The organism is Ruegeria sp. BHSB172, from assembly GCF_059613165.1.
Map to the genome: position 1 here is coordinate 14155 of NZ_JBXWRZ010000018.1, position 24395 is coordinate 38549.

Below are 24395 nucleotides of genomic sequence, written 5' to 3' on the forward strand. Positions count from 1 at the left end.
CAAAACAAAGAGCAGGTTCATGGAAGCTGAAACGCTGGCGCTTGCGCAGGAGATCGATTTCTCCATGTGGGGGCTGTTTGCCCGCGCGACATTCATCGTCAAAGTCGTGATGCTGATGCTGGTCGTCGCATCCTTCTGGTCGTGGTCGATCATCATTCAACGGCTGATCAACTATCGCGCGGCCCGGCGCGAGGCGGAGGCATTCGATCAGGCCTTCTGGTCGGGCAATCCGCTGGACGAACTGTTCGAGCAGATCGGACCGCAGCCCGATGGCGCATCGGAAAAGATCTTCGCGGCCGGGATGATCGAATGGCGCAGGTCGCATCGCAACGACGGCGGGCTGATCGCGGGGGCCACGGCCCGTATCGACCGGTCGATGGACGTGGCCATAGCGAAAGAGGCCGAAAAGCTGAACAAGGGCCTGCCGATCCTGGCCACGGTGGGGTCCACCGCGCCCTTCATCGGGCTGTTCGGCACGGTCTGGGGCATCATGAACGCCTTCATCGAAATCGCCGAGCAGCAGAACACCAATCTGGCCGTCGTGGCGCCGGGCATCGCCGAGGCGCTGTTGGCCACCGGTTTGGGCCTGCTGGCGGCGATTCCGGCAGTGATCTTCTACAACAAGCTGAGCGCGGACAGCGACCACATCGTCGGCGGATACGAGGCATTCGCCGACGAATTCGCGACCATCCTGTCACGCCAGTTGGACAGCTGACATGGGCGCGGCGATGCAGCAATCGTCGGGCGGCAACGGGCGTCGCCGCGGACGCCGCCGCGGCCGTGCCCAGCCGATGGCCGAGATCAACGTCACCCCCTTCGTGGACGTGATGCTGGTGCTGCTGATCATCTTCATGGTTGCCGCCCCACTGATGACGGTGGGTGTTCCGGTCGACCTGCCCAAGACGGCGGCCAGCGCCTTGCCCGGCGACAACGAGGAACCGCTGACCGTGACCATGACAGCGGATGGACGGGTGCAGATTCAGACCACGGACGTCGCGCGTGACGAACTGGTCGGCAAATTGCGCGCCATCGCGGCCGAGCGAAGCAGCGACCGCGTGTTTCTACGGGCCGACGGCTCGATCCCTTATGCGCAGGTCATGCAGGTCATGGGCGCGTTGAACGCGGGGGGCTTTTCCAATGTGGGCCTGGTCACCGACACCGGCGGACCGTCGCTGGACGAAGGCCAAGAGTGAGGCCGCGCGGTGGATACCGGCACCAAGATTTCGGCGATTGCCCACGTCACCCTGATCGGCTGGGCCTTGTTCGGCGGCACCTTCCGCTCCGAGCCCCTGCCGATGGCCGTGCAGGAGGTGTCGGTGATCTCGGCCGAGCAATTCGCGGCGCTGACTGCACAGCGGGAGGCTCCGGCGGTGGCGGTGGCGCCTGGTGGGCTTGAAACTCCGGACGCAGAACCCCCGGCGCCTCAGCTCCCTGAGCCGGTTGATGAGGAACCACCGCGACCCGAAACCGTGACTCCGCCGGAACCAGACCCCGAGCCTCAGCCCGTCCCCGTCGAGGCACCGCCCGAGCCGGAAATCATCGAACAGCCCCCGGTTCTGGCGGAGCCCGAACCCGAGGTGGCCGTTTTGCCCGCCTTGCCCGAGTCTCAGCCGCGCCCCGCCGACAAGATCGCGCCGGAACCCATCGCGCCGCCACCGCCGGATGCCAAGCCCGATGACATCGAAACACCGGCCGTTTCATTGGATGAGGGCGCCGAGACCCAGCAAGAACAACAGGATCAGACCGCCCCTGAAGAGGCGACCGACCAGATCGTGACCGAAGCGGAACAAGGCAAGGACCTGTCGCCCCAACGTTCGCCGCGCCCGCGGGTCCGGCCCAGCCGGCCGCAACCAACCGCTCAGCCCGAGGTGGCCGAGACCAATACACCATCCGAGCCGGCCCCACAGGATCAGGCCGCCATCAACGATGCCCTGGCCGAGGCGCTGGGTGCCGCCGAGGAACCGGCCGGCCCGCCCCTGACAAGCGGCGAGAAAGACGCGATGCGTCTGGCCGTTTCGCGGTGCTGGAACGTGGGGTCCCTCTCGACCGACGCCCTGCAAACCGTCGTCGTGGTCGGCTTTTCGCTGAACCGCGACGGCACGATCGTTGCGGGCAGCCTGCGGATGCTGGACAGCTCGGGCGGGTCGGCGGGCGCCGCGAAACAGGCATACGAGGCCGCCCGACGCGCGATTTTGCGCTGTGGTGCCAAAGGATACGACCTTCCTGCTGACAAATACGCGCATTGGAAGGATATTGAGATCACCTTCAATCCCGAGAGGATGCGGATCAAATGATGAAACTACTGACCAGCCTCCTTGTCGGCCTGACCTTGCTGTCGGCCCCGGCGTCTGCCCAGACAGGGCCGCTGAGGCTGGAGCTGGATCAAGGCATCATCGAACCGATGCCCTTCGCTGTGCCGAACTTCGTGCCCGATACCCCGGCCGCCACGCAATATGCCACCGACATCAGCCGCGTGGTCGCCACCGATCTGACCGGCACCGGCCTGTTCCGCGAAATCGCGCCCGAGGCCTTCATCAGCCAGGTCAGCAGTTTCGAGGCCCCGATCCAGTTCGCTGACTGGAAGGCGATCAACGCCGACGCGCTGGTGACCGGCGCGGTGAACCTCTCGGGCAATACCCTGACGGTGCGGTTCCGGGTGTGGGACGTGTTTTCGGGGCAGGAACTGGGCAACGGGTTGCAGTTTTCGGGCCCGATCGATGGATGGCGGCGGATGGCGCACAAGGTGGCCGATCAGGTCTATAGCCGCATCACGGGCGAGGGTGGCTATTTCGACAGCCGCGTCGCCTATGTGTCGGAAAGCGGCCCCAAGGATCAGCGGCGCAAACGGTTGGCCATCATGGACTACGACGGCGCCAATGTGCAGTACCTGACCGACAGTGCCGCCATCGTTCTGGCGCCGCGCTTTTCACCGGCGGGCGACCGGCTGCTGTACACCAGCTATGAAAGCGGCCGCCCGCGCATCTATCTGCTGGATGTGGGCCGGGTGAAAAAGCAGGAGCTGAAAACGCAGGACGGCACCATGAGCTTTTCGCCGCGGTTCTCGCCCGACGGTCGCTCGATCGTCTATTCGCTTACCCAGGGCGGCAATACCGACCTGTGGAAGATGGATCTGGCCTCGGGGCAGAGCGTACGCCTGACCAATACGCCTGCCATCGAAACCGCACCAAGCTATTCGCCGGACGGTTCGCGGATCGTCTTTGAAAGTGATCGGTCGGGCCAGCCTCAGTTGTATGTGATGCCCGCCAATGGCGGCGAGGCGACCCGCATCAGCTTTGGCCAGGGCCGCTATGGCACACCGGTCTGGTCGCCGCGGGGCGATCTGATTGCCTTCACCAAGCAGAACAAGGGCCGCTTCCACATCGGCGTGATGCGCGTGGACGGCAGCGAAGAGCGTCTGCTGACCGCCTCGTTCCTGGATGAAGGTCCGACCTGGTCGCCCAATGGCAGGGTCATCATGTTCACCCGCGAAACACAGGGGGCCAGCGGGCGGTCTACGCTGTATTCGGTCGACATCTCGGGGCGCAACCTACGCCCGGTCCGCACACCGGACGGGGGCAGCGATCCGTCATGGGGGCCGTTGTTGAAATGAACTGATCGTCAATGATGCCGACGTTCACAAGGTACCTTGGCTGTGATAGACAGGCGTCAAACAACAAAATGGAACCAGAGGCGATTGAAATGAACGTATTGAGCAAGATCGCGGCACTGGGCGCGCTGGCGCTGGTGACCGCCTGTACCAACAATGATCCGTCGGCCCTGGGCGGGGCAGGCGGGGCCGGGGCGCTGGTGCCGGGTTCGGCCAGTGATCCGCGCTCGCCGGCCTATTTCCAGCAGGCGGTCGGTGACCGGGTTCTGTTCGCGGTCGATCAGTCCACGCTGTCGCCTGAGGCACAGACCATTCTGCAGGGCCAGGCCGATTGGCTGCTGGCCAATACCGACTATACCGCCACCATCGAAGGCCATGCCGACGAACAGGGCACGCGGGAATACAACCTGGCGCTGGGCGCCCGCCGGGCCAATGCCGCGCGCGAGTTTCTGATTTCGCGCGGGGTGGCCGGGAACCGCCTGCAGACCATCAGTTATGGCAAAGAGCGCCCGATCGAGATTTGCAGCACCGAGGAATGCTACTCCAAGAACCGCCGCGCGGTGACGGTGCTGACCGGTTCGACCGCGGGGTGACGGTATGAAGGTTGCAGGTTTGGTGCTGGCGGCGGCCCTGACCGTCGCCACCGGGGCGCAGGCGCAGGATCAGCAGACCCTGGCGGATATCCGGCAGGAGTTGACCGTGCTGCATGTCGAAATCCAGCGGCTCAAGCGCGAGTTTTCGACCACCGGCGCGCCCGCGCCGAACCTGTCCGGCAGCTCGATCCTGGAACGGGTTGATGCGATTGAGGCCGAATTGCAGCGGCTGACCCGCCAGACCGAGCAGTTGAACCAGCGTATCCAGAACATCGTGAGCGACGGCACCAACCGGATCGGTGATCTCGAGTTTCGGCTTTGCGAGCTGGAGCCGGGCTGTGAGTTCAGCGGCGAGCCGACCGCGCCCCTTGGCGGCGAGGACGCCGCGACGATCGTCACCCCACCGGCGCCGGACATCGCAGAGGGTGCCGGCCAGGTCGAGCTTGCCGTGGGCGAGCAGGCCGATTTCGACGAGGCGGCGCAGGCCCTGGCCGATGGTGATTTCCAGACGGCCGCCGACCTGCTGGCGCAATTCGACGCCAAGTATCCTGGCAGCCCGCTGGCCGCCGAGGCCAATCTGCGCCGCGGTCAGGCGTTGGAAGGGCTGGGGGACACGCGTGAAGCCGCGCGGGCGTTTCTGGCAAGTTTTACCGTCGAATCCGAGGGTCCCGTAGCCCCCGAGGCCCTGTACGAACTGGGCGCTGCGCTGGGCCGTCTGGGACAGGTCGAACAGGCCTGCATAACCTTGGGCGAGGTTTCGGTGCGCTTTCCCGATTCGGGTTTCGTTTCCGCGGCGTCGCAGGAAATGGCGTCGCTGGACTGCTCTTGACCCGCGACACCGAGAGCCTTCTTTCCGGGCTTCGGACGCGGCTGCCCAGCCCCTTGCCGCCTCGGCTGGGAGTCGCGGTTTCGGGCGGCTGCGATTCAACCGCCCTGTTACATTTGCTGGCGCGCGTCGCAGGGGGTGAGGGCATCCGCCTGTTCGCGGCCACGGTGGACCACGGCTTGCGTCCCGAGGCCGGGGATGAAGCGGCCCGGGTGGCTGCGCTGTGCGAACAGATGAATATCCCGCACACGATCCTGGAATGGAGGGATTGGGACGGGTCAGGCAACCTGCAGGATCAGGCCCGGCGGGCGCGGTATCAATTGCTGCGCGGTTGGGCGGCGGAACGGGGCATAGCGGCCATCGCCCTGGGGCACACGGCGGATGATCAGGCTGAAACCGTTCTGATGCGCCTTGCCCGCGCGGCTGGCGTTACCGGCCTGTCGGCCATGCCCGTGATGCGGGACATGGGAGGCGTCACCCTGTATCGGCCCTTGCTGTTTGCCACCCGTGCCGATCTGCGCGCCTATCTGGACACGGAAGGGGTCGGCTGGGCAGAGGACCCTTCGAATCAGGACCGTCGGTTCGACCGGATCAAGGCCCGGCAGGCGCTGGCGGGCTTGTCCGAACTGGGGATCACTGCCGAAACTCTGGCGCGCGTCGCTGAAAACATGGGACGGGCAGATCAAGCCTTGCAACGATATGCGCGGGAAATGGCCCAGAGCATCGCGACCCAGCACGCGGGTAGTATCCAGTTGGACCGGGCGGGCTTCGCCGCCGCTCCGCCAGAAGTTCAGCGACGGCTGGTCGTGGGGTTCGTGCGTTGGATCGCGGGGGAAGACTACCCTCCGCGTCAGGCCACGGTCGCGCGCGCGATGGCCGCGATTGCGGCAGGGCAAGCCGCTGTGATCGGAGGATGCCAGATCGTTCCGTCCGGGAAATTTGCGTGGATTTGCCGAGAGCTGAACGCCGTGTTCGGGAAGGTTGCCAGGCCGGGCGACCTCTGGGATGGGCGCTGGATTCTGCGCGGGCCGGACACCGACGGCGCCGAGACGCGCGCGCTGGGAGAGGTTGGACTGAGACAGTTACCGGACTGGCGCGCCGAGGGATTGCCGCGGGTCGTGCTGAGTTCGACGCCCGCGGTCTGGCGGGGCGATCACCTGCTGTCGGCGCCGCTGGCTGGTCTGGCCAATGGCTGGATGGCTGAAATCGTCCCCGCGCGGGCCCAGGTTCAGGCCGCGTTTTTATCGCATTGAACCTGCGCCAATCATCTCTATTTTAAGGGTCAACACGGCAGGTTGTGATCTGCCGAAGTCTTTTGGGAGATATTTCTTGGGCAACGCGCGCAACATCGCCTTCTGGGTCGTTCTGTTCCTGCTGATCCTTGCATTGTTCAACCTGTTCAGCGGTCCAGGTGGAACGCTTCAGAGCAACGAACGCACCTATTCCGATTTCGTCAGCGCCGTCGAAGCGGGCGACGTCAAGAACGTGACGCTGGACGGGGAACAGATCCGCTATACCACGGGGTCCGGCGGCAACTATGTCACGATCAAACCCGGTGATGCCGAGGTCACCAAGCTGCTGATCGAGAAAGACATCCCGGTTCGGGCAGAGAAGCAACAGCAATCGGGTTTCCAGTCGTTCCTGATCACGCTGCTTCCCTTCCTGCTGTTGATCGGTGTCTGGGTCTATTTCATGAACCGGATGCAGGGTGGCGGCAAAGGCGGTGCCATGGGCTTTGGCAAGTCCAAGGCCAAGATGCTGACCGAAAAGCATGGCCGCGTGACCTTTGACGATGTGGCGGGCATCGACGAGGCCAAGGAAGAACTGGAAGAGATCGTCGAGTTCCTGCGCAACCCGCAGAAATTCTCGCGCCTTGGCGGCAAGATCCCCAAAGGCGCGCTGCTGGTCGGCCCTCCGGGTACCGGTAAGACGCTGCTGGCCCGGGCGATTGCGGGTGAGGCCGGCGTGCCGTTCTTCACCATCTCGGGTTCGGACTTCGTCGAGATGTTCGTGGGTGTCGGTGCATCCCGTGTGCGCGACATGTTCGAACAGGCCAAGAAGAATGCGCCTTGCATCGTCTTCATCGACGAGATCGACGCCGTGGGTCGCCACCGTGGCGCCGGTTACGGCGGTGGCAACGACGAACGCGAACAGACGCTGAACCAGCTGCTGGTCGAGATGGACGGGTTCGAGGCCAACGAAGGCGTCATCATCCTGGCAGCAACCAACCGCAAGGACGTGCTGGACCCGGCGCTACTGCGCCCCGGTCGGTTCGACCGTCAGGTGACCGTCGGCAATCCCGATATTAAAGGACGCGAGAAGATCCTTGCGGTGCATGCCCGCAAGACGCCGCTTGGCCCGGATGTCGATCTGCGCATCATCGCGCGCGGCACACCCGGGTTCTCGGGCGCCGATCTTGCCAACCTGGTGAACGAGGCGGCTTTGATGGCCGCGCGGGTCGGTCGGCGTTTCGTGACCATGGAGGATTTCGAGAACGCCAAGGACAAGGTGATGATGGGGGCCGAGCGCCGCTCGATGGTGTTGACTCAGGACCAGAAGGAAAAGACCGCCTATCACGAGGCCGGCCATGCCGTTGTCGGCATGACCCTGCCGCTGTGCGATCCGGTCTACAAGGCCACGATCATTCCGCGCGGCGGTGCGCTGGGCATGGTGGTCAGCCTGCCCGAGATGGACCAGCTGAACTATCACAAAGACGAGTGCGAGCAGAAGCTGGCCATGACCATGGCGGGCAAGGCCGCCGAAGTCATCAAATACGGCGAGGATCACGTCTCGAACGGCCCGGCCGGCGACATCATGCAGGCCAGCCAGCTGGCGCGGGCCATGGTGATGCGCTGGGGCATGTCCGACAAGGTCGGCAATATCGACTATGCCGAGGCGCATGAGGGCTATCAGGGCAATACCGCGGGGTTCTCGGTTTCGGCCCACACCAAGGAGTTGATCGAGGAAGAGGTCAAGCGCCTGATCCAGCAGGGATATGAGCGCGCGCACCAGATCCTGACCGACCATCACGAGGAATGGGAGCGTCTGGCGCAGGGCCTTCTGGAATACGAAACCCTGACCGGAGACGAGATCAAGCGGGTGATGAAGGGCGAGCCACCGCACGCAGGCGATGACGAAAGCGGTACACCCGATCAGGGTGGCGCGGCCAGCGTGACGGCAATTCCGAAGACCAAGCCCAAGAAATCTCCGCCCGAGGGCGGGATGGAGCCCGAACCCACTGCCTGACGCAAAAAACCCGGCCCACGCGCCGGGTTTTTTCTTGCCTTTCCTGCAATGGGACGCAGGCTGCGACGGATAAACCGACAGACAAGGAAACTCCCATGCCCGTTTTGCGCGAAACCGATTTCAAGGCTACGGTCGTCTGGCTGGGGCATGTCCCGGCCGGGGACTCTCTGCGTGCCCGCTCGGTAGACCGGCTGGACCTTGATTTTGCGGGCGACAGCGGTGCGCGCCACCAAGGGCTGAACCGCCCTTCCTGCGTGCGGGTCAGCAATCTGTATCCACGGGGCACGGAGATCCGCAACGTGCGCCAGCTGACGATCCTGTCGGCCGAGGAACTGGCCGATATCGCCGACGAAATGGGTATTGACAGCCTGGATCCGGGCCTGCTGGGGGCCAGCGTCGTTGTGCAGGGGATTCCGGATTTTACCCATGTCCCGCCATCCTCTCGCCTGCAGGCCAGCGGCGGGATGACACTGACCATCGACATGGAAAACCGCCCCTGCGTGCTGCCTGGCCGCGAGATCGAGGCTGACGCGCCCGGCCATGGCGCTGGGTTTAAGCCAGCCGCACAAGGGCGGCGCGGGGCGACGGCCTGGGTCGAACGACCGGGGGCCGTGACGCTGGGCGACACCCTGACCCTGTTTGTTCCCGATCAGCGCCCCTGGTCGCCCTGACGCGCAAGCGTTTCCCATTCGAAACCGCTGAACGGTGACAACGCCGTTTCGCGGCTCGAAAATGTCGGAATCCACATCCATTCCCGCAGAGCACGACGGTATGGGTTGAACAGCACCGGCGCTTGGCGTCGGTTTTGCACGGAATTCAATCAGGGACCTTGCCCAATGAGCTACAAATCCGACATTGAAATCGCGAGAGAGGCGAAAAAGCTGCCGATCCAGGAGATCGGGGCCAAGCTGGGCATCTCCAGCGACGATCTGCTGCCCTATGGCCACGACAAGGCAAAGGTCAGCCAGAGCTTCATCAACTCGGTTCAGGACCGCGAGGACGGCAAGCTGATCCTGGTGACCGCGATCAACCCGACCCCGGCGGGCGAGGGCAAGACCACCACCACCGTCGGTCTGGGCGACGGCCTGAACCGCATCGGCAAGAATGCGATGATCTGCATCCGCGAGGCCTCGCTGGGCCCGAACTTCGGCATGAAGGGCGGCGCTGCGGGCGGCGGCTATGCGCAGGTCGTTCCGATGGAAGAGATGAACCTGCATTTCACGGGCGACTTCCACGCGATCACCTCGGCGCACTCGCTGCTGTCGGCGATGATCGACAACCACATCTATTGGGGCAACGAGCAGGAAATCGACGTGCGCCGCGTTGCCTGGCGCCGCGTGGTCGACATGAACGACCGCGCCCTGCGCCAGATCACCTGCTCGTTGGGTGGTGTGGCCAATGGCTTCCCGCGCGAAGGTGGGTTCGACATCACCGTGGCCTCAGAGGTGATGGCGATTCTGTGCCTGGCCAACGACCTGAAGGATCTGGAAAAGCGTCTGGGCGACATCATTGTGGCCTATCGCCGCGACAAGTCGCCGGTCTATTGCCGCGACATCAAGGCCGAGGGCGCGATGACCGTTCTGCTGAAGGACGCGATGCAGCCCAACCTGGTGCAGACGCTGGAAAACAATCCGGCCTTCGTGCATGGCGGCCCGTTCGCCAACATCGCGCATGGCTGCAACTCGGTCATTGCAACCAAGACCGCGCTGAAGGTGGCCGACTATGTCGTGACCGAGGCCGGTTTCGGGGCCGATCTGGGCGCCGAGAAGTTCATGAACATCAAGTGCCGCAAGGCGGGCATCGCGCCGTCGGCGGTGGTGATCGTGGCCACGGTGCGTGCGATGAAGATGAATGGCGGCGTGGCCAAGGCCGATCTGGGCGCCGAAAACGTCGCGGCTGTACAGTCGGGCTGTGCCAACCTGGGCCGCCACATCGAGAACGTGAAATCCTTCGGTGTGCCGGTCGTCGTCGCGATCAACCACTTCGTCACCGATACCGATGCCGAGGTTCAGGCGGTCAAGGATTATTGCGCCGAGCATGGGGTTGAGGCGGTTCTGTCGCGCCATTGGGAGCTGGGCTCGGAAGGGTCCGAGGATCTGGCCCGCAAGGTCGTGGAACTGGCTGATGCCGGCACCGCGAATTTTGCGCCGATCTACCCCGACGAGATGCCGCTGTTCGAAAAGATCGAGACCATAGCCAAGCGTATCTACCGCGCCGACGAGGTGCTGGCCGATGCCAAGATCCGCAACCAGCTGAAGGAATGGGAAGCCGCCGGATACGGCAACCTTCCGGTCTGCATGGCCAAGACCCAGTATTCCTTCTCGACCGATCCGGCGTTGCGCGGGGCACCCACCGGTCATTCGGTTCCGGTGCGCGAAGTACGCCTGAGCGCCGGTGCTGGCTTTATCGTGGTGGTGTGCGGAGAGATCATGACCATGCCCGGCCTGCCCCGCAAACCGGCGGCCGAGACGATCCGACTCAATGACGCAGGCCAGATCGAGGGCTTGTTCTAAGCCGCCGAATAAGACATCTCGTGGTCCGGGGAATCCCCGGGCCATGAGGAGATTGCGATGTCCACTCTGACACCGCCGCAGGACTGTAGAACCATGCAGGAACTGCGGAATCAGATCGACAAGCTGGACCGTCAGCTGATCGAGTTGCTGGTGACGCGCGCAACCTATATCGACCGCGCGTCCGAGCTGAAGCCGGGCGAGGGCCTTCCGGCCCGAATCCCTGAGCGTGTCGAAGACGTGGTGCAAAAGGTGCGTTCGAACTCGGTCGATTTGGGCCTGGACCCCGATCTTGCCGAAAGGCTGTGGCGCATCCTGATAGATTGGTCGATCGCGCGCGAAGAGCGTGTGCTCGGCCCGAGTTGAACGAACCGGGCGCCGCATGCGCCCGGCCCGGTGTTTGAACAGAAGGGATCGAGGGATGGTAGCCCAAGTTATCGACGGCAAGGCGTTTGCAACAAAGGTGCGCGCGCAGGTGGCCGACAAGGTCGCGAAGCTGAAAGAGGAACACGGCATCACGCCCGGTCTGGCCGTGGTGCTGGTGGGCGAGGACCCCGCCAGCCAAGTCTATGTCCGCTCGAAGGGCAAGCAGACCGTCGAGGTCGGCATGAACTCGTACGAGCACAAGCTGGACGCCGATACCTCCGAACAGGACCTGCTGGCGTTGATCGACAAGCTGAACAACGATCCGGCGGTGCATGGTATCCTGGTGCAGTTGCCGTTGCCCAAGCATCTGAATGAAGACCTGGTTATCAATGCGATCAACCCCGCCAAGGATGTGGATGGGTTCCACATCTCGAACGTGGGCCTGCTGGCCACCGGGCAGAAGGCCATGGTGCCCTGCACCCCGCTGGGCTGCCTCATGATGCTGCGGGATCATCATGGCTCGCTGTCCGGCTTGGATGCGGTGGTGATCGGCCGGTCGAACATCGTGGGCAAGCCGATGGCGCAACTGCTGCTGGGCGATAGCTGCACCGTGACCATCGCGCACAGCCGCACCAAGAACCTGCCCGACGTGGTGCGCAGTGCCGATATCGTCGTGGCCGCCGTGGGCCGCCCCGAGATGGTGCCCGGAGACTGGATCAAGGAGGGCGCAACTGTGATCGACGTGGGCATCAACAGGATCGAGCGCGATGGCAAGACCAAGCTGGTCGGGGATGTAGACTATGCAAGTGCGGCCGAACGGGCAGGTGCGATTACCCCCGTTCCGGGCGGTGTCGGACCGATGACGATCGCCTGCCTGCTGGCGAATACCCTGACGGCCTGCTGCCGGGAAAATGGTCTGCCCGAGCCCGAAGGTCTGACCGCATGACCACAGGTTGCGGCCAGAGCATGGCCGCAACCTGGCAACCGGCTGGACGCAATGGCCGGCCAGCCTGACTGCTCGGATTGCACACGAATAGTTTACTGGCGACCGATCGTATTGGATGCCGGTCGTTTTCATGATAATTCCATCTTATCAGAGTGTTGAAAGGTGAAGGCGCCCGGCAGCCCTGGCCTGAACGGTGTGGGATCGGGGTGGGGTGGTGAGTTGGAATGACGTCGATGTTGCGCGGTATCGGGGCCGAGTGCACGCCGCAACGGCTTGTGGCTGGTTTTGTCTTTGTTCCGTTGTTGGCCTACTCGGTCAATCCGTTCAACGAACTGGAATTGTCCTACCCTCTGCGGTTGGCGTTTTGGACCGGACTCATGGCTCTGGCGATTCTGGCGGTCAGAAGTGGGCGAAAATTCGCCTTGCGACGTTTTGGGCATTTGGGAATGACGACGCGCGACTATGCCGTCGCGCTGATGATCATTTTGTTTTTTACGCCGGTGTTCTGGGCCTTCACCGTGCTCCTTTTTACGGCTTGCGGCTACCAGTCTCCGGGATTCGGCGCGGTCGGTGCCTATGGGGTGTTGTTGGGAACAGGCCTTGTTCTGGCGTCCAAAAGCATCAGGAATGACTCTGCCGAGCAGCGGCCCATGGAATGCCCGCGTCTGGTTCGGCGCCTGCCCGAGGATTTCTCGGGCGACATTGTTCGGCTCAGCGCTCGGGGTCACCACGTCGACGTCGTGACGACGCAGGGGGTCTACACCGTGCGTCTTCGCCTGAGCGATGCCATGGACGAAATGGACCCGGTCATCGGCCATTGTGCGCACAGGTCTCATTGGGTGACCGAGGCGGCGGTCGAGGGTGTCGAGAAAGCCGGTGGCAAGCTGTTCCTGCGCCTTTGCAATGGCGATCTTGTCCCGGTCAGCCGGAAATACAAACCGAATCTGGAAGAAGCCGGTCTGGTCTGACCGGTCACCGCGTCATGGCGGTGAGGCGCGGCTGCACCCCGGTCAGGATCGCGCGCGCCTCGGGCCCCATCAAGCCGGACAAAGCGGTATCACTGCTGCGCAGCCCTCCGGTATAGGTGCCATAGGCCGGAAGAATCAGCCGCTGATCGTCGAAGAGAAACGCCGGACGTGTGATCAAACGGCCCCGGGCCCGCAGCCGCACCTTGGGGTGATAGTGACCCGAGACTTCGCCCTGCGCATCGTTTTGGGCGATGTGGCGAAATACCAGCGGCGCGCGGCGCCACTCGGCCAGGTGGGCGCCGCTCAGGGACACGGGCCCCGGATCGTGATTGCCCTCGATCCAGATCCACAGGCGGCCGGCCTGCAGGGTCGAGATCCGCAGACGGTCCGCCTCATCCAGCGTATCAGCGGCCTCAATGTCGTCGAAGCTGTCTCCAAGGCAGATCACGGTCTTGGCCCCGGTCCGCTCCAGGTCCGCGGTCAGGCGCGCCAGCGTGTCGCGGGTGTCATAGGGGGGCAGAGCAGGGCCGCCCCGTCGTGCCATGCGGGCCGATTTCCCCAGATGCAGGTCCGACACGCACAGCAGGTCATGATCGGGCCACCACAAGGCACCCGAGCCGAGGGCGTGCAGGCGCACGCCGGAAAACGAGAACGCGAGGCTGTTCATGGTCCGGTCCTTGCCTGATCCGCGCGTATTTTCAACCTGATTCTCAGTCCGGCGACAGACCCGCGGCCGCCAGCAGGCGGGCGCTTTCTTCGGCCAGAAGCCGTTCTTCGGCCGCGCCCTTGACCGGAACCTTTCCCACCTCGAGCAGCAACGGCGCCGCCAGCGGTGACACCCGATCCAGCCGGACCAGGTCGATCCGGTCGCCGATGCGCGCGATCATCGCCTCGATCCGTCCGAAATCGACCAGCCCGCGCATGGCTTCTTCGCGGGTGATCTGCATCAGCAGGTGGTCGGGGTCGTATTTCAGCAGCGTGTCGTACAGGATGTCCGACGAAAAGGTCGCCTGCCGCCCGCTTTTGCGTTGGCCACCTGTATTGCGCTCGATCAACCCGGCGATGGTGGCCGAGGCGCGGAAGGTCCGCTTCATCACCGCATTGCCCGCCAGCCAGTTGTCCAACCCGTCGCGTAGGGCCTCGATCTGGAACAGGGGGCTGGGGTCGTTCACCGCGTCCAGGCCCCAGATCAGCGTGGCATAGTCGGTCGCGACAAAGCCCAGCGGGGCCAGCCCGGTTTCCTCCATCCGTTTGGTCAGCAGCAGGCCCAGCGTCTGTTGTGCGTTGCGTCCGGCAAAGCCGTAAACGCACAGGTTTTCGCGGCCGTCATTTGGAAAGCTCTCGATCAACAGCCGGTCACGCTCGGGCAGCCGCGACATCCGACGCTGCAGATCCAGCCATTCACCCGTATGTTCGGGCAGTTGCGGCCAGTCGGGCTGTGTGAACATCCGCAGGATGCGATCGCTCAGCTGAGTCGAGGTGGCGAACTTGGTGCCTGAGAAGGTGGCGACCTTGGGCTTTTTGTCCGCACGGCGCGTGACTTCGACAACCGTTTCGCGCAGTCCTTCATAGCGCACGATCTGACCGCCGATCAGGAAGGTGTCGCCGGGGGTCAGCGATGCGGCAAAGGCCTCTTCGACCTCGCCCAAGGGTTTGCCGCCCCGGTTGCGCTTCAGCCTGACCTTCAGGGTATCGCTGTCCTGGATCGTGCCCAGGTTCATGCGGATGCGTTGCGCCGCGCGAGGGTCGCGCAGCTGCCACATCCCGTCGGGGCGCTTTTGCAGGCGCTGCCAGCGGTCATAGGCCCGCAGCGCATAGCCACCGGTGGCGCAGAACTCCAGACAGGCATCGAAGGCCGCGCGGGACAGATCGGCATAAGGCCCGGCCGAGGTGACCTCGGCATACAGGGCATCGGCATCGAACGGCCCGGCGCAGGCCGCGATCAGGATGTGTTGGCACAATACGTCACGCGGGCCGGAGCCGCGCGGCTCGCCGTCCAGGTCGTGTTCGCGCGCGGCCTCCAGCGCGGCAACACATTCGACCACCTCGAACCGGTTTGCAGGCACCAGCAGAGCCTTGGACGGCGCGTTGTAGCGGTGGTTGGCCCGCCCGATCCGCTGGACCAGGCGCTTGACGTTTTTGGGGGCGCCGATCTGGATCACAAGATCCACGTCGCCCCAGTCGATCCCCAGATCGAGGCTGCCGGTGCAGACGATGGCGCGCAGGTCTCCACGGACCATCGCCGCTTCGACCCGTTCGCGCTGTTGCCGGTCGAGGCTGCCGTGGTGGATGCCGATGGGCAGGCCTTCGTCATTGGCCAGCCACAGGTTGTGAAAGAAGATCTCGGCCTGGGCGCGGGTATTGTGGAAGATCAGCGTCGTCTTGTGCTGCCGGACCTGCTCCAGCACCGCCGGGATGGCATAGGCCGCGCCGCCCCCGGCCCACGGCGGCATTTCGGCCGTTTGCAACATGGCGATATCGGGGTCGGGGCCGGGGTCTGCCATAACGATGTTGCAAGGGTCGGGGTGGCGGGCCAGAAAGCGCGCGATGGCGTCCGGGTCCTCGACTGTGGCCGACAGGCCCACGCGCCGCAGATCGGGACACAGCGTCTGAAGGCGGGCCAGGGCCAGCATCAACTGGTCGCCCCGCTTGCTGTCGGCCAACGCGTGTATCTCGTCCACGATCACGCGCTGGACGCCCCGGAACATGCGCGGCGCGTCCTCGTAGGACGTCAGCAGCGCCAGGCTTTCCGGGGTCGTCAGCAGAATATGCGGCGGGTCCACGCGCTGGCGTTTCTTCTGGGAGGGGGTGGTGTCGCCGGTGCGGTCTTCGATCCGGATCGGCAACCCCATCTCGTCGGCCGGGCCGCGCAGGTTGCGTTTGATGTCGGCGGCCAGCGCCTTGAGAGGCGAGACATAGATCGTGTGCAGCCCCTCATACCCATCGGCCAGTTCGATCAGCGAGGGTAGGAACCCGGCCATCGTCTTGCCGCCGCCCGTGGGCGCGATCAACAGCGTCGCCGGGGCCTGCGCCCTGTCGATCATGGCCTGTTGGTGCGGGTGGAGGGACCATCCCCTGGCAGAGAACCAGGCGTCTATTCGGGCGGGAGTCTGCGTCATGGACGCAGACTAGCCCGCCCGGTGTCAAAGCGGAATGCGGTTTGGGATCGTCTTATTTGACGATTTTCTCGTCCTTGACGAACATGTTCGCCCAGGCGCGGTCGATCAATTCGGGGCTCATCTGATAGGGGATGCCCTCGAACTCGCAGATCGAGATCATCTGGTCGATCAGGAAGATCGGCTGATAGTTCGCATAGACATTGTTGATGGTCGGGTATTTGACTTTCAACAGATGCACCAGGGCGGCCTCGTCCAGCGGCATTCCGCGCTTGCGGGCGACCATGGCAAAGATCTTCAGGAAGTTTTCCTGGTTCGGGCCGTCAATTTTGATCTTGAAGAAGATCCGGCGCAGCGCGGCCTGGTCGAAGATCTCGTTGGGGTGAAAGTTGGTCGAGAAGATGACCAGCGTGTCGAAGGGCACCTCGAACTTTTCACCAGACTGAAGACCCAGAATGTCCTTGCCTTCTTCCAGCGGAACGATCCACCGGTTGATCAGGGCCTGCGGCGGCTCGGCCTGGCGGCCAAGGTCGTCCACGATGAAGATGCCGCCGGTCGATTTCAGCTGCAGCGGCGCCTGATAGGTGCGTGCCGTAGGGTTGTAGACCAGGTCCAGCATGCTCAGCGACAGTTCACCGCCGGTGATCACCGTGGGGCGTTCACATTTAACATAGCGCGAGTCGAACCGCTTGCGGCGGCGCAGGCTGTTGGGGTCGTCTGGTTCGTCTTCGATCGCGTTGTGCACGATCGGATCATAGACGGTAATCACCTGGCCGGCATATTCGATCGCGCGCGGCACATAAACATTGTCGCCCAACGCATCGCGAATCCCGTTCGAGATTGAGGACTTACCGTTGCCCGGCGGACCATACATCAGGATCGAGCGACCGGCGCTGACCGCGGGCCCCAGATGGTCCAGCAGGCTGTCGGGCAGGACAAGATGACCCATGGCGCCGGTCAGTTGCTCGCGGGTGACTTGGATGTTGCGGATCGACTGGCGCTTGACCTGTTCGCGATAGACGTCCAGCGGCACGGGCATAGCGCCGAAATACTCGGACTGGCTCAGCGCATCCAGCGCCCTCGCCTTGCCGGCATCGGTCAGTTGATAGCCCATCTCGTTTCCGCTGTTGGCGTTCAGCGTGCCGGTCGCCTCGAGCAGTTTTTGTTCGCGGGCGATATCGACCAGTTCCTGCGTGACCGATGCCGGCAAGCAGACCGCCTGGGAAATCTGTGTGACCGTGTCGACGTTCTTGCGGAAGATGGTCTTGAGAAGGATGTCCCGCATCATCACCAGCGGAAGCTGCATTTCCTCCAGCCCTTTCGGGGAAGGGGGGGCCATCACGGAAGTGGTCTGCATATTCATGAGCGCTGCTCGTCCATCAAAATGTCACACGGTAGTCCCCCGTTAAGGGGCGGATGTGGAAAATCTGGCGCAGCTTTGTGGCAGCACCATGGCGCGGGCGCGGCGCAGGAAAGATGGTTTAAGAACCGTAAATGGCGCCGAGAATTAGGTAGATGGCCAGAGCCCCGGCAAGCGCCAGACCCATAGGAAATTTGTTGCCCTGGTCCCAGCTTTTCCATTCTGGCGCGAACCGGCGCAGGCCGGTATGTTTCGCCAGTCGGTGGGTCGTGAACGCTGCCAAGACCGTGGCCATCAGGATGGCGGCAACCGACAGAAGGTCGCCCAACCAAACATAGGGGGCGGCGGCGGCGCAGAATTTGGCGTCACCGGCCCCCATGACGCCTGCGGCGTTCAGCAGGATGCCAAGAAACAGGACTACGATCAGGTGATACAACTGCCAGGCGTAGACCGGCAGCGAAAAGGACAGCGGGCCAAGCGTTCCGGGCAGCCAATCGCCCGACCAGGGTGGAACCGCGATCAGGCCCACCACCGCGAACACGGCCGCCAAGGCGACGACCGCGTGGTTCTTGATGCGCATCTCACGCATGTCGGTAAAGGCGACATACAGGCAAATGGGCAGGACAAAGGGCAAGAACCACAGTGCCGCGGCAGAAGGGATGGTCATCTATCAGGCTTCCTCGAGTGCGCGCAACGATCGCACCGCCTCGTCGAAATACTGCGGGTGCGTCGCGATGGCCTCGCGGAACAGGTTCTTTGCCAGGTTCACGTCGCCGCGCTTGACGGCCGAGATCGCCATCGTGTTCAACAACTCGGCCCGTTCAGCCTGGGTCATGGGAATCACGGGCATGGAATAGTTGCCCTGTGCGACTCGGGCCAAGACCAAATTGTTCTTGGCGGTGAACAGGTTTTTGTCCTGGCGGATGGCCTCGGTGAACAGCCGCTCGGCTTCGGCATACTGGCCGCGGCTCAGTTTGGAATACCCCCAATTGTTCATGACACCGGCCGGTCGGGTCGTCAGACCCACGGCGGTCTCATAGAAATGATCGGCGCGTTTCCAATCCTTGTTGGCGTCGGCGACCAAGGCTTCGAGGCGGTATCGCTTAAAAGTCTCGTGCGTCGGCGGCACGGAATCAAGGACTGCCTTGGCATCTTTCCAGTTTCCGCTGCGGACCAGCGCATCCGCATATTCCACCCTGTCGGCGCTGGTGGCACCGGGCATCGTGGTCACGCGTTTCCACGCGACCGCGGCTTCGGTGCTGCGTTTGGCGCGAACCAGAGAAATGGCCAGGCCACGCTGCAGGTCGATCCGGTCGGGGTTCTTGCTGGCGGCGCCCTGGAAATAGGTGACGGCCTCGTCCGGATTCGACGCATTCAACATCACGTCGTTCAGGTTGGTCTCGTCGATGACGTTCACTTCCTGGAACGTGCGTTCGACCTTTTCCTGCTCGGTTTCCTTGGCGCAGGCCGTCAAGATGAGCCCGCATGCCGCGACTGTGGGAATCAGAAAGCTGTGGCGCATTTTTGCGTCCCTTGCTGCTCGTGCCTCTGTTATCGGTTCCTGCGCAACAGGAATGCCCCATCCCCTTGTTGCTCAAGCCGGAATTCTTGTTCTTGCGTAGTATTATTAACAGGATTTTCCATTTTTGCGAGTGCCAAGCGCAGATTGTCCCGGATTGCGTCACTTTCGCCATTGTCCAGCGCATAGGCCCGTTGGAACACCTGCGAGGCTTCGGCATATTCACCGGTTTCCATCAGCAACACGCCCAGATTGTTCCAGGCGATCGGCCATTCCGGGTCTTTCTCCACGGCTTCGCGCAACAGCGGTTCCGCCTGGCCAAGACGCCTGAGCCCAAGATTGGCGGTGCCGATCGAGGTCAGGATCTCGGCGGTCATCCCTTCGGCCAGCGCCGCGCGGGTGAAAGACTCCAGCGCCAGTTCGTATTCTCCGGCGGCCATCAGGCGGTTGCCGACGGCAACTTCGTCGACCGGGCCGCCCTTGGGGTCGATCCCCGGGGGGTAGGGGCCTTGGGTCAGGCCTGTCTCGGTACACGAAACCACCGCGGATGCGGCCGCGGTGGTTGTCAGGATGAAAATCCCTGTTCTTGTGACGCGAAGCAGCGACGTCTGCATCCGGCTATTTGCTCATGTTCGTAAAGTCCATGATCCCCTTGGCCGAAGGCCCGATCAGAATGATCAGCAGCGGCGGGACCGTCAGCATCATTGTGGCAAGCGTCATTTTGGTTGGCAACTTGTTTGCGGCCTCTTCCGCGCGCATAACCCGCTTGTCACGCATCTCGCCCGCATAGACCCGCAATGCATCGGCGATCGAGGTGCCGAAAGTCGCCGATTGGATCATCACGGTCACGAACGAGCTGACGTCCTGCACGCCGCAGCGGGTGCCGAAGTCGCGTAGAACCGTGTCCTTGTCCTTGCCCGCCTTCATTTCATAGGCAACGGTTTCAAATTCCTGGGCGATTTCCGGATAGGATGATTGCATTTCGGACGCCACGCGAACGATGGCCTGATCCAGCGACTGACCCGCTTCCACGCAGACAAGCATCAGGTCAAGCGTATCGGGGAAGCCGGCGGTGATGGCTTCTTTGCGTTCTTCGATGCGGCGCGTGATCCAGTATTTGGGGATGTAATAGCCGATGGCACCGGGCACCAGCACGCGGATCATCATCTGCTGGCCGGTAAATTCCTGCCCGTTGTTGAACACGGTGACCAGCAACACCCCGATGATGATGCCGGAAATTCCCAAAGCGAACTGCGCAAAATGGAAGATCCGAACCGCGTCCTTCGACCGGTAACCGGCCTGACGCAGCTTGAGCTCCATGGCGGAATATTCTTCCTGGTCCTTCGGCTCAAGAAAGTTGGCGAATTTCTCCAGCTGTTCGTTGCGGCTTGAATTGCGCAGCTGGTCCTTTTTGCTCTTTTTTTCGCGCTTGGGCGCCGCGTTGGCGCGCTGCAGCTTCTTCAGGGGGTCTTCGGGCTGGTTCAGCAGAATGGGGATGGTGATTAGGATCATGAACAGGCCCAGCACGCCCACGACGATCAGCGGCCCGAACTCTCCCAACTGCTGGGTCAGAAAATCATTGATTTGGTTCAGGATTTCCATGCTTGCCCCTTCAGACCTTGATGTTGGTGAGGATGCGCATCACGATCAGGTTCAAGGTCAGCATGATGCCGACAACGAAGCAGGCCGGGATGAACCACGGGTGATCAAGGACCGAGTCATAATAATTTGGGTCCTTCACCAGGATAAACAGCAGGCAGCCGACAGGGAACCCTGACAGGAACTTGCCCGACCACTGTGCCTCGGCGGTGATGGCCTTGACGCGCCGAAACAGACGGAAGCGGGCCCGGATCACCTTGGCAAGACCGGCAAGGATTTCGGCCAGGTTGCCGCCGGACTGCTGTTGAATACCCACCGCAACGGCCAAGAAGCGAAGGTCCTGCATGTCCAGACGCTCGGCCATGTCCTTGAGCGCTTCGCCCACGTCGCGGCCATAGGCGCATTCGTCGGCGATCACACCAAATTCGGTACCCAACGGGTCTTCGACCTCGTTGGCGACGATCTGAACGGACGATACGAACGGGTTGCCCACCCGCAGCGAGCGCACCATCAGTTCGACCGCATCCGGCAGTTGTTCCTCCAGCATTGCCATCCGCTTTTTGGCCTTGCTGTTCACCCAAGCATAGACCGCACCGACCCCGATCGCCACCGACAGCGCAACCCGCAACAGTGTCTCGGTGCGGGTGCCGATGCTCAGCCCCATGAAGGCAACGATCGACAGCAGGGCCATCATCATGATCAACTGGCGCGGGCTGAAGGCGATCGCTGCCTTTTGCGCCTTGTCGGCCAACAGGGAATAGAGCGGGATGCTCTGCGATTTCATGTGCTGCTGCATTTCCTTGCGCAGCTGTTCCAGCACCTGTTCGCGACCGACACCCTTGTCAAGCATGTCCAGACGGCGATTGACCTTGCTGTTCAGGCTGATGGACTTGCCGAAAGCCACCAGATAGATGCCTTCGACCAGCGCCAGAACCCCGACGAAGATCGCGACATAGATGAGCGCCTCGGTAGGCAGTTGCATGTCCGGCTCTCCTACATGGTCGTCGGTTCATAGATCGATGCGGGCAGGTCATACCCCCAAAGACGGAACCGTTCCGAATAGTGGCTGCGTACGCCCGTGGCCGTGAAGTGACCGATGATCTTGTTATCGGGTGTCAGGCCAACGCGTTGAAAACGAAAGATTTCCTGCATCGAGATCACGTCACCTTCCATGCCTGTAATCTCGGTGATCGAGGTCATGCGGCGCGAGCCGTCCTGCAGGCGGCTGGCCTGCACGATCAGGTTCACGGCGCTTGCGATCTGGCTGCGCACGGCCTTGATCGGCATTTCGATCCCGGCCATCGCGATCATATTTTCCAGACGCGAGATACCGTCGCGGGCCGAGTTGGCGTGGATCGTGGTCATCGAGCCGTCGTGGCCGGTGTTCATGGCCTGCAACATGTCGATCACCTCGGCGCCGCGTGTCTCGCCGACGATGATGCGGTCGGGGCGCATCCGCAGGGCGTTCTTCAGACAGTCGCGCGGGCTGACTTCGCCCTTGCCTTCCACGTTGGGCGGGCGGCTTTCCATCCGGCCAACATGGGTTTGCTGCAGCTGCAGTTCCGCCGTGTCCTCGATGGTCAGGATGCGTTCGGCGTCGTCGATGAAGCTGGACAAAGCGTTCAGCGTGGTGGTCTTACCCGAGCCGGTACCACCCGACACGATGATGTTTAGGCGGGTGGACACCGCGGCCTGAAGATAAGCGGCCATTTCCTCGGTAAAGGCGCCGAATTTCACAAGGTCGTCGATGCTGAGCTTGTCTTTCTTGAATTTCCGGATCGACACCAGCGATCCATCCACCGCGATAGGGGGGACCATTGCGTTGAAACGCGACCCATCTGCCAAGCGGGCGTCGACATAGGGGTTCGACTCATCGACACGCCGGCCCACGGCCGACACGATCTTGTCGATGATCCGCATCAGGTGCTTTTCATCCTTGAAGGTGACGTCGCTCAACTCTAGTTTGCCGAACCGTTCGACAAAGATCTGATGCGGGCCGTTGACCAGAATATCGCTGACCGTGTCGTCCTGCAGCAGCGTTTCCAGAGGACCGAGTCCGGTCACCTCGTCATACAGCTCTTTGTTCAGCTGCGAGCGGTCTTCGCGGTTAAGAACGATGTTCTTGGCTTCCAGGACTTCGCTTGCGATGGCGCTGATCTCGGCCCGAAGTTCCGCCTCGGACGCGTTTTCCAGCGCAGCTAGGTTCAGGTTTTCCAGAAGCTCGCGATGCAGCTCGATCTTGATTTCGCTCAGGCGCTCTTTGCGCTTGCGCTCGCGGTCCATTCCCTTGACTTCGCCCTGTTTTTTGACCGCGGGCTTGCGCGCGACGGCCGTCGAAGATGACGGCTGGGCCGAGCTCGCAGGTGCTTCCGGAGACTTGGCGGTCTCGGTCGGCGTGGCCACCGGCTGAGCGGCTGGTTGCTTCTTGTATCGTGAAAACACGGCGGCTCCTCCCCTTGGGGGCTGTGATTATGCGGCCTCGGCGCTGTTGCTGCCGAGGCTGTGCAATGACTGAGCAAGTTTGGCGATTTCCCGACGCAGCGGGTTCTTGGCGGCGGAATTGGCCAGCGGCAATCCGTGATCGCCGGCCTGAAGAACCGGTTTGCCACCATCCGGCAGCTGCAGGTCGATTGAAATGCCCAGGCTTTCGCCCATGCGCTTGACCCGGCTCTTGCCATTGAGATCGGTGAATTTCGGCGCGCGGTTCAGCGCGAAACGCAACTTGTTGAAGGGCAGTTCCTCGGCCTGAAGCGCCCGCTTGAGACGCAGCGCGTTCTGGGCCGAGCGCATGTCGAGTTCGATCAGGGCGAAATACACATGTGCAGCCTGCAACACCGTTTCGGACCAATGCACCAGCGTCTTGGGCATGTCGATCAGAACGTAGTCATAGTGTTTGCGGGCCATGTCGATCACGCGCTGAATGTCTTCGGGCGTGAGCAGGTCCAGCGGCACCATGTCCGACGGGGCCGTCAGCACGTCGAGCTTGTCATCGAATTTCTGCAGCGCCTGTGCGAACACGTCATCATCCATGGCGGCCGTGTCCGACAGCATCTCGAACACGGCTTCGCGGCGGGGAAGATCCAGATAGGTCGATACGGTCCCGTACTGAAGATCAAGGTCGATCAGGCAGACCCGAGGGGCATCCTTGCCCGAAACGGTCGCAAGTTCCCAGGCAAGGTTCACCGCCATGGTCGTGGCGCCGACGCCGCCGGCCAATCCTTGAACCACCAGAAGCGCGCCTTCCTTCGGCGACCCGGCCGCCAGCGGCACGGCGGTTGGTTGCGGCACCGGTTCGGGATCGGGCTGGTTTATTCGGTCGATGGCTTCTTGCAACTCGTTTTCCGGCAGAGGGTAGGGAACGAACTCGTCCGCCCCCTTGCGCAGCAGTTGATGCAGCGCCGCCGGCGTGACGTCTTCGGCGATCAGAACAACCTTGATGTTTTTGTCCTTGGCCTTCGTGATGATCTCGCCCATCAGCGTCAGATCGTCTTCATCCTCGCCATCGATGGCCAGAGCCACGAATTGAAGGGATTCGGCTTCGGGTTGGTTGAAAAAGGCAAGCGCTTCGGCAAAACCAAGATCACCCCAGCGTTCACCCAGGGCGGTTTCCATGTCCTCGATCAGCAGGTCGAAGTTCTGCACGTCCCGGCTGATCGTACATGCCAGAATGGCGGTATCATCATTTTGCGGCGTGGCGCTCGTCATTAACACAATCCTCGTCGTAGGAGCGCAGCAAACG

At 62.8% G+C, this 24395-nt stretch carries 23 protein-coding genes; 13 read left to right on the forward strand and 10 right to left on the reverse strand.

Translation table 11 applies throughout. The features are described from left to right. Positions 1 to 19: 19 nt before the first annotated feature. From tolQ to AC2FM3_RS10390, 13 genes are all read left to right on the forward strand, one after another. Positions 20 to 715, forward strand: coding sequence for a protein TolQ (tolQ, locus tag AC2FM3_RS10330; protein ID WP_496681354.1), 696 nt, complete (start codon positions 20 to 22; stop codon positions 713 to 715). A 1-nt stretch (position 716) separates the two neighbouring features. Next, positions 717 to 1193 carry a protein TolR gene (tolR, locus tag AC2FM3_RS10335; RefSeq protein ID WP_496681355.1) on the forward strand — a complete coding sequence of 159 codons (477 nt, stop codon included), beginning with the start codon at positions 717 to 719 and terminating at the stop codon, positions 1191 to 1193. Between the two features lie 9 nt (positions 1194 to 1202). Further along, the gene (gene tolA, locus AC2FM3_RS10340; protein ID WP_496681357.1) at positions 1203 to 2294 is read left to right on the forward strand and encodes a cell envelope integrity protein TolA; all 1092 of its coding nucleotides are present in this window, start codon (positions 1203 to 1205) and stop codon (positions 2292 to 2294) included. Next, the gene (tolB, locus tag AC2FM3_RS10345) at positions 2291 to 3610 is read left to right on the forward strand and encodes a Tol-Pal system beta propeller repeat protein TolB (protein ID WP_496681360.1); all 1320 of its coding nucleotides are present in this window, start codon (positions 2291 to 2293) and stop codon (positions 3608 to 3610) included. The genes tolA and tolB overlap by 4 nt, the downstream gene beginning before the upstream one ends. Positions 3611 to 3699: 89 nt before the next feature. Next, the gene (gene pal, locus AC2FM3_RS10350; RefSeq protein WP_490361187.1) at positions 3700 to 4200 is read left to right on the forward strand and encodes a peptidoglycan-associated lipoprotein Pal; all 501 of its coding nucleotides are present in this window, start codon (positions 3700 to 3702) and stop codon (positions 4198 to 4200) included. Positions 4201 to 4204: 4 nt separating this feature from the next. Continuing rightward, positions 4205 to 5029 carry a tol-pal system protein YbgF gene (gene ybgF / locus AC2FM3_RS10355; RefSeq protein ID WP_496681363.1) on the forward strand — a complete coding sequence of 275 codons (825 nt, stop codon included), beginning with the start codon at positions 4205 to 4207 and terminating at the stop codon, positions 5027 to 5029. Further along, complete coding sequence (tilS, locus tag AC2FM3_RS10360) at positions 5026 to 6279, forward strand: tRNA lysidine(34) synthetase TilS (protein WP_496681366.1); 1254 nt, start codon at positions 5026 to 5028, stop codon at positions 6277 to 6279. Before ybgF ends, tilS begins: the two co-directional genes overlap by 4 nt. Before the next feature lie 76 nt (positions 6280 to 6355). Continuing rightward, complete coding sequence (ftsH, locus tag AC2FM3_RS10365) at positions 6356 to 8272, forward strand: ATP-dependent zinc metalloprotease FtsH (RefSeq protein ID WP_496681367.1); 1917 nt, start codon at positions 6356 to 6358, stop codon at positions 8270 to 8272. Between the two features lie 95 nt (positions 8273 to 8367). Beyond that, positions 8368 to 8943 carry an MOSC domain-containing protein gene (locus AC2FM3_RS10370; RefSeq protein ID WP_496681369.1) on the forward strand — a complete coding sequence of 192 codons (576 nt, stop codon included), beginning with the start codon at positions 8368 to 8370 and terminating at the stop codon, positions 8941 to 8943. A 165-nt stretch (positions 8944 to 9108) separates the two neighbouring features. Further along, positions 9109 to 10785, forward strand: a complete 1677-nt coding sequence (locus AC2FM3_RS10375; RefSeq protein WP_496681371.1) for a formate--tetrahydrofolate ligase — start codon at positions 9109 to 9111, stop codon at positions 10783 to 10785. Between the two features lie 57 nt (positions 10786 to 10842). Then, a complete protein-coding gene (locus AC2FM3_RS10380) occupies positions 10843 to 11148 on the forward strand; it encodes a chorismate mutase (protein WP_496681374.1) in 306 nt (101 codons plus the stop codon). Positions 11149 to 11203: 55 nt separating this feature from the next. Further along, a complete protein-coding gene (gene folD, locus AC2FM3_RS10385) occupies positions 11204 to 12094 on the forward strand; it encodes a bifunctional methylenetetrahydrofolate dehydrogenase/methenyltetrahydrofolate cyclohydrolase FolD (protein ID WP_496681376.1) in 891 nt (296 codons plus the stop codon). Positions 12095 to 12318: 224 nt separating this feature from the next. Then, positions 12319 to 13062, forward strand: coding sequence for a LytTR family DNA-binding domain-containing protein (locus AC2FM3_RS10390; RefSeq protein ID WP_496681379.1), 744 nt, complete (start codon positions 12319 to 12321; stop codon positions 13060 to 13062). A gap of 4 nt (positions 13063 to 13066) precedes the next feature. Here AC2FM3_RS10390 and pdeM read toward each other — a convergent pair whose 3' ends face one another. The 10 genes from pdeM to AC2FM3_RS10440 form a co-directional block, all read right to left on the reverse strand. Beyond that, positions 13067 to 13729 (reverse strand): ligase-associated DNA damage response endonuclease PdeM, encoded by a 663-nt coding sequence (gene pdeM, locus AC2FM3_RS10395; RefSeq protein ID WP_496681381.1) that lies wholly within the window; start codon positions 13727 to 13729, stop codon positions 13067 to 13069. Positions 13730 to 13772: 43 nt separating this feature from the next. After that, the gene (locus AC2FM3_RS10400; protein ID WP_496681384.1) at positions 13773 to 16181 is read right to left on the reverse strand and encodes a ligase-associated DNA damage response DEXH box helicase; all 2409 of its coding nucleotides are present in this window, start codon (positions 16179 to 16181) and stop codon (positions 13773 to 13775) included. 52 nt (positions 16182 to 16233) lie between these two features. Further along, positions 16234 to 17541, reverse strand: a complete 1308-nt coding sequence (locus tag AC2FM3_RS10405) for a DUF8689 domain-containing protein (protein ID WP_496681387.1) — start codon at positions 17539 to 17541, stop codon at positions 16234 to 16236. A 118-nt stretch (positions 17542 to 17659) separates the two neighbouring features. Beyond that, complete coding sequence (locus AC2FM3_RS10410) at positions 17660 to 18205, reverse strand: prepilin peptidase (protein ID WP_496681390.1); 546 nt, start codon at positions 18203 to 18205, stop codon at positions 17660 to 17662. 3 nt (positions 18206 to 18208) lie between these two features. Continuing rightward, positions 18209 to 19060, reverse strand: coding sequence for a tetratricopeptide repeat protein (locus AC2FM3_RS10415; protein WP_496681392.1), 852 nt, complete (start codon positions 19058 to 19060; stop codon positions 18209 to 18211). Between the two features lie 29 nt (positions 19061 to 19089). After that, a complete protein-coding gene (locus AC2FM3_RS10420; RefSeq protein WP_496681395.1) occupies positions 19090 to 19671 on the reverse strand; it encodes a tetratricopeptide repeat protein in 582 nt (193 codons plus the stop codon). A gap of 4 nt (positions 19672 to 19675) precedes the next feature. Continuing rightward, positions 19676 to 20659, reverse strand: coding sequence for a type II secretion system F family protein (locus AC2FM3_RS10425; protein WP_496681398.1), 984 nt, complete (start codon positions 20657 to 20659; stop codon positions 19676 to 19678). A 10-nt stretch (positions 20660 to 20669) separates the two neighbouring features. Beyond that, positions 20670 to 21638, reverse strand: coding sequence for a type II secretion system F family protein (locus tag AC2FM3_RS10430; RefSeq protein WP_496681400.1), 969 nt, complete (start codon positions 21636 to 21638; stop codon positions 20670 to 20672). An 11-nt stretch (positions 21639 to 21649) separates the two neighbouring features. Further along, positions 21650 to 23098 carry a TadA family conjugal transfer-associated ATPase gene (locus AC2FM3_RS10435; RefSeq protein WP_496681403.1) on the reverse strand — a complete coding sequence of 483 codons (1449 nt, stop codon included), beginning with the start codon at positions 23096 to 23098 and terminating at the stop codon, positions 21650 to 21652. 27 nt (positions 23099 to 23125) lie between these two features. Beyond that, the gene (locus tag AC2FM3_RS10440; protein WP_496681406.1) at positions 23126 to 24361 is read right to left on the reverse strand and encodes a CpaE/TadZ family protein; all 1236 of its coding nucleotides are present in this window, start codon (positions 24359 to 24361) and stop codon (positions 23126 to 23128) included. Between the last annotated feature and the right edge of the window lie 34 nt (positions 24362 to 24395).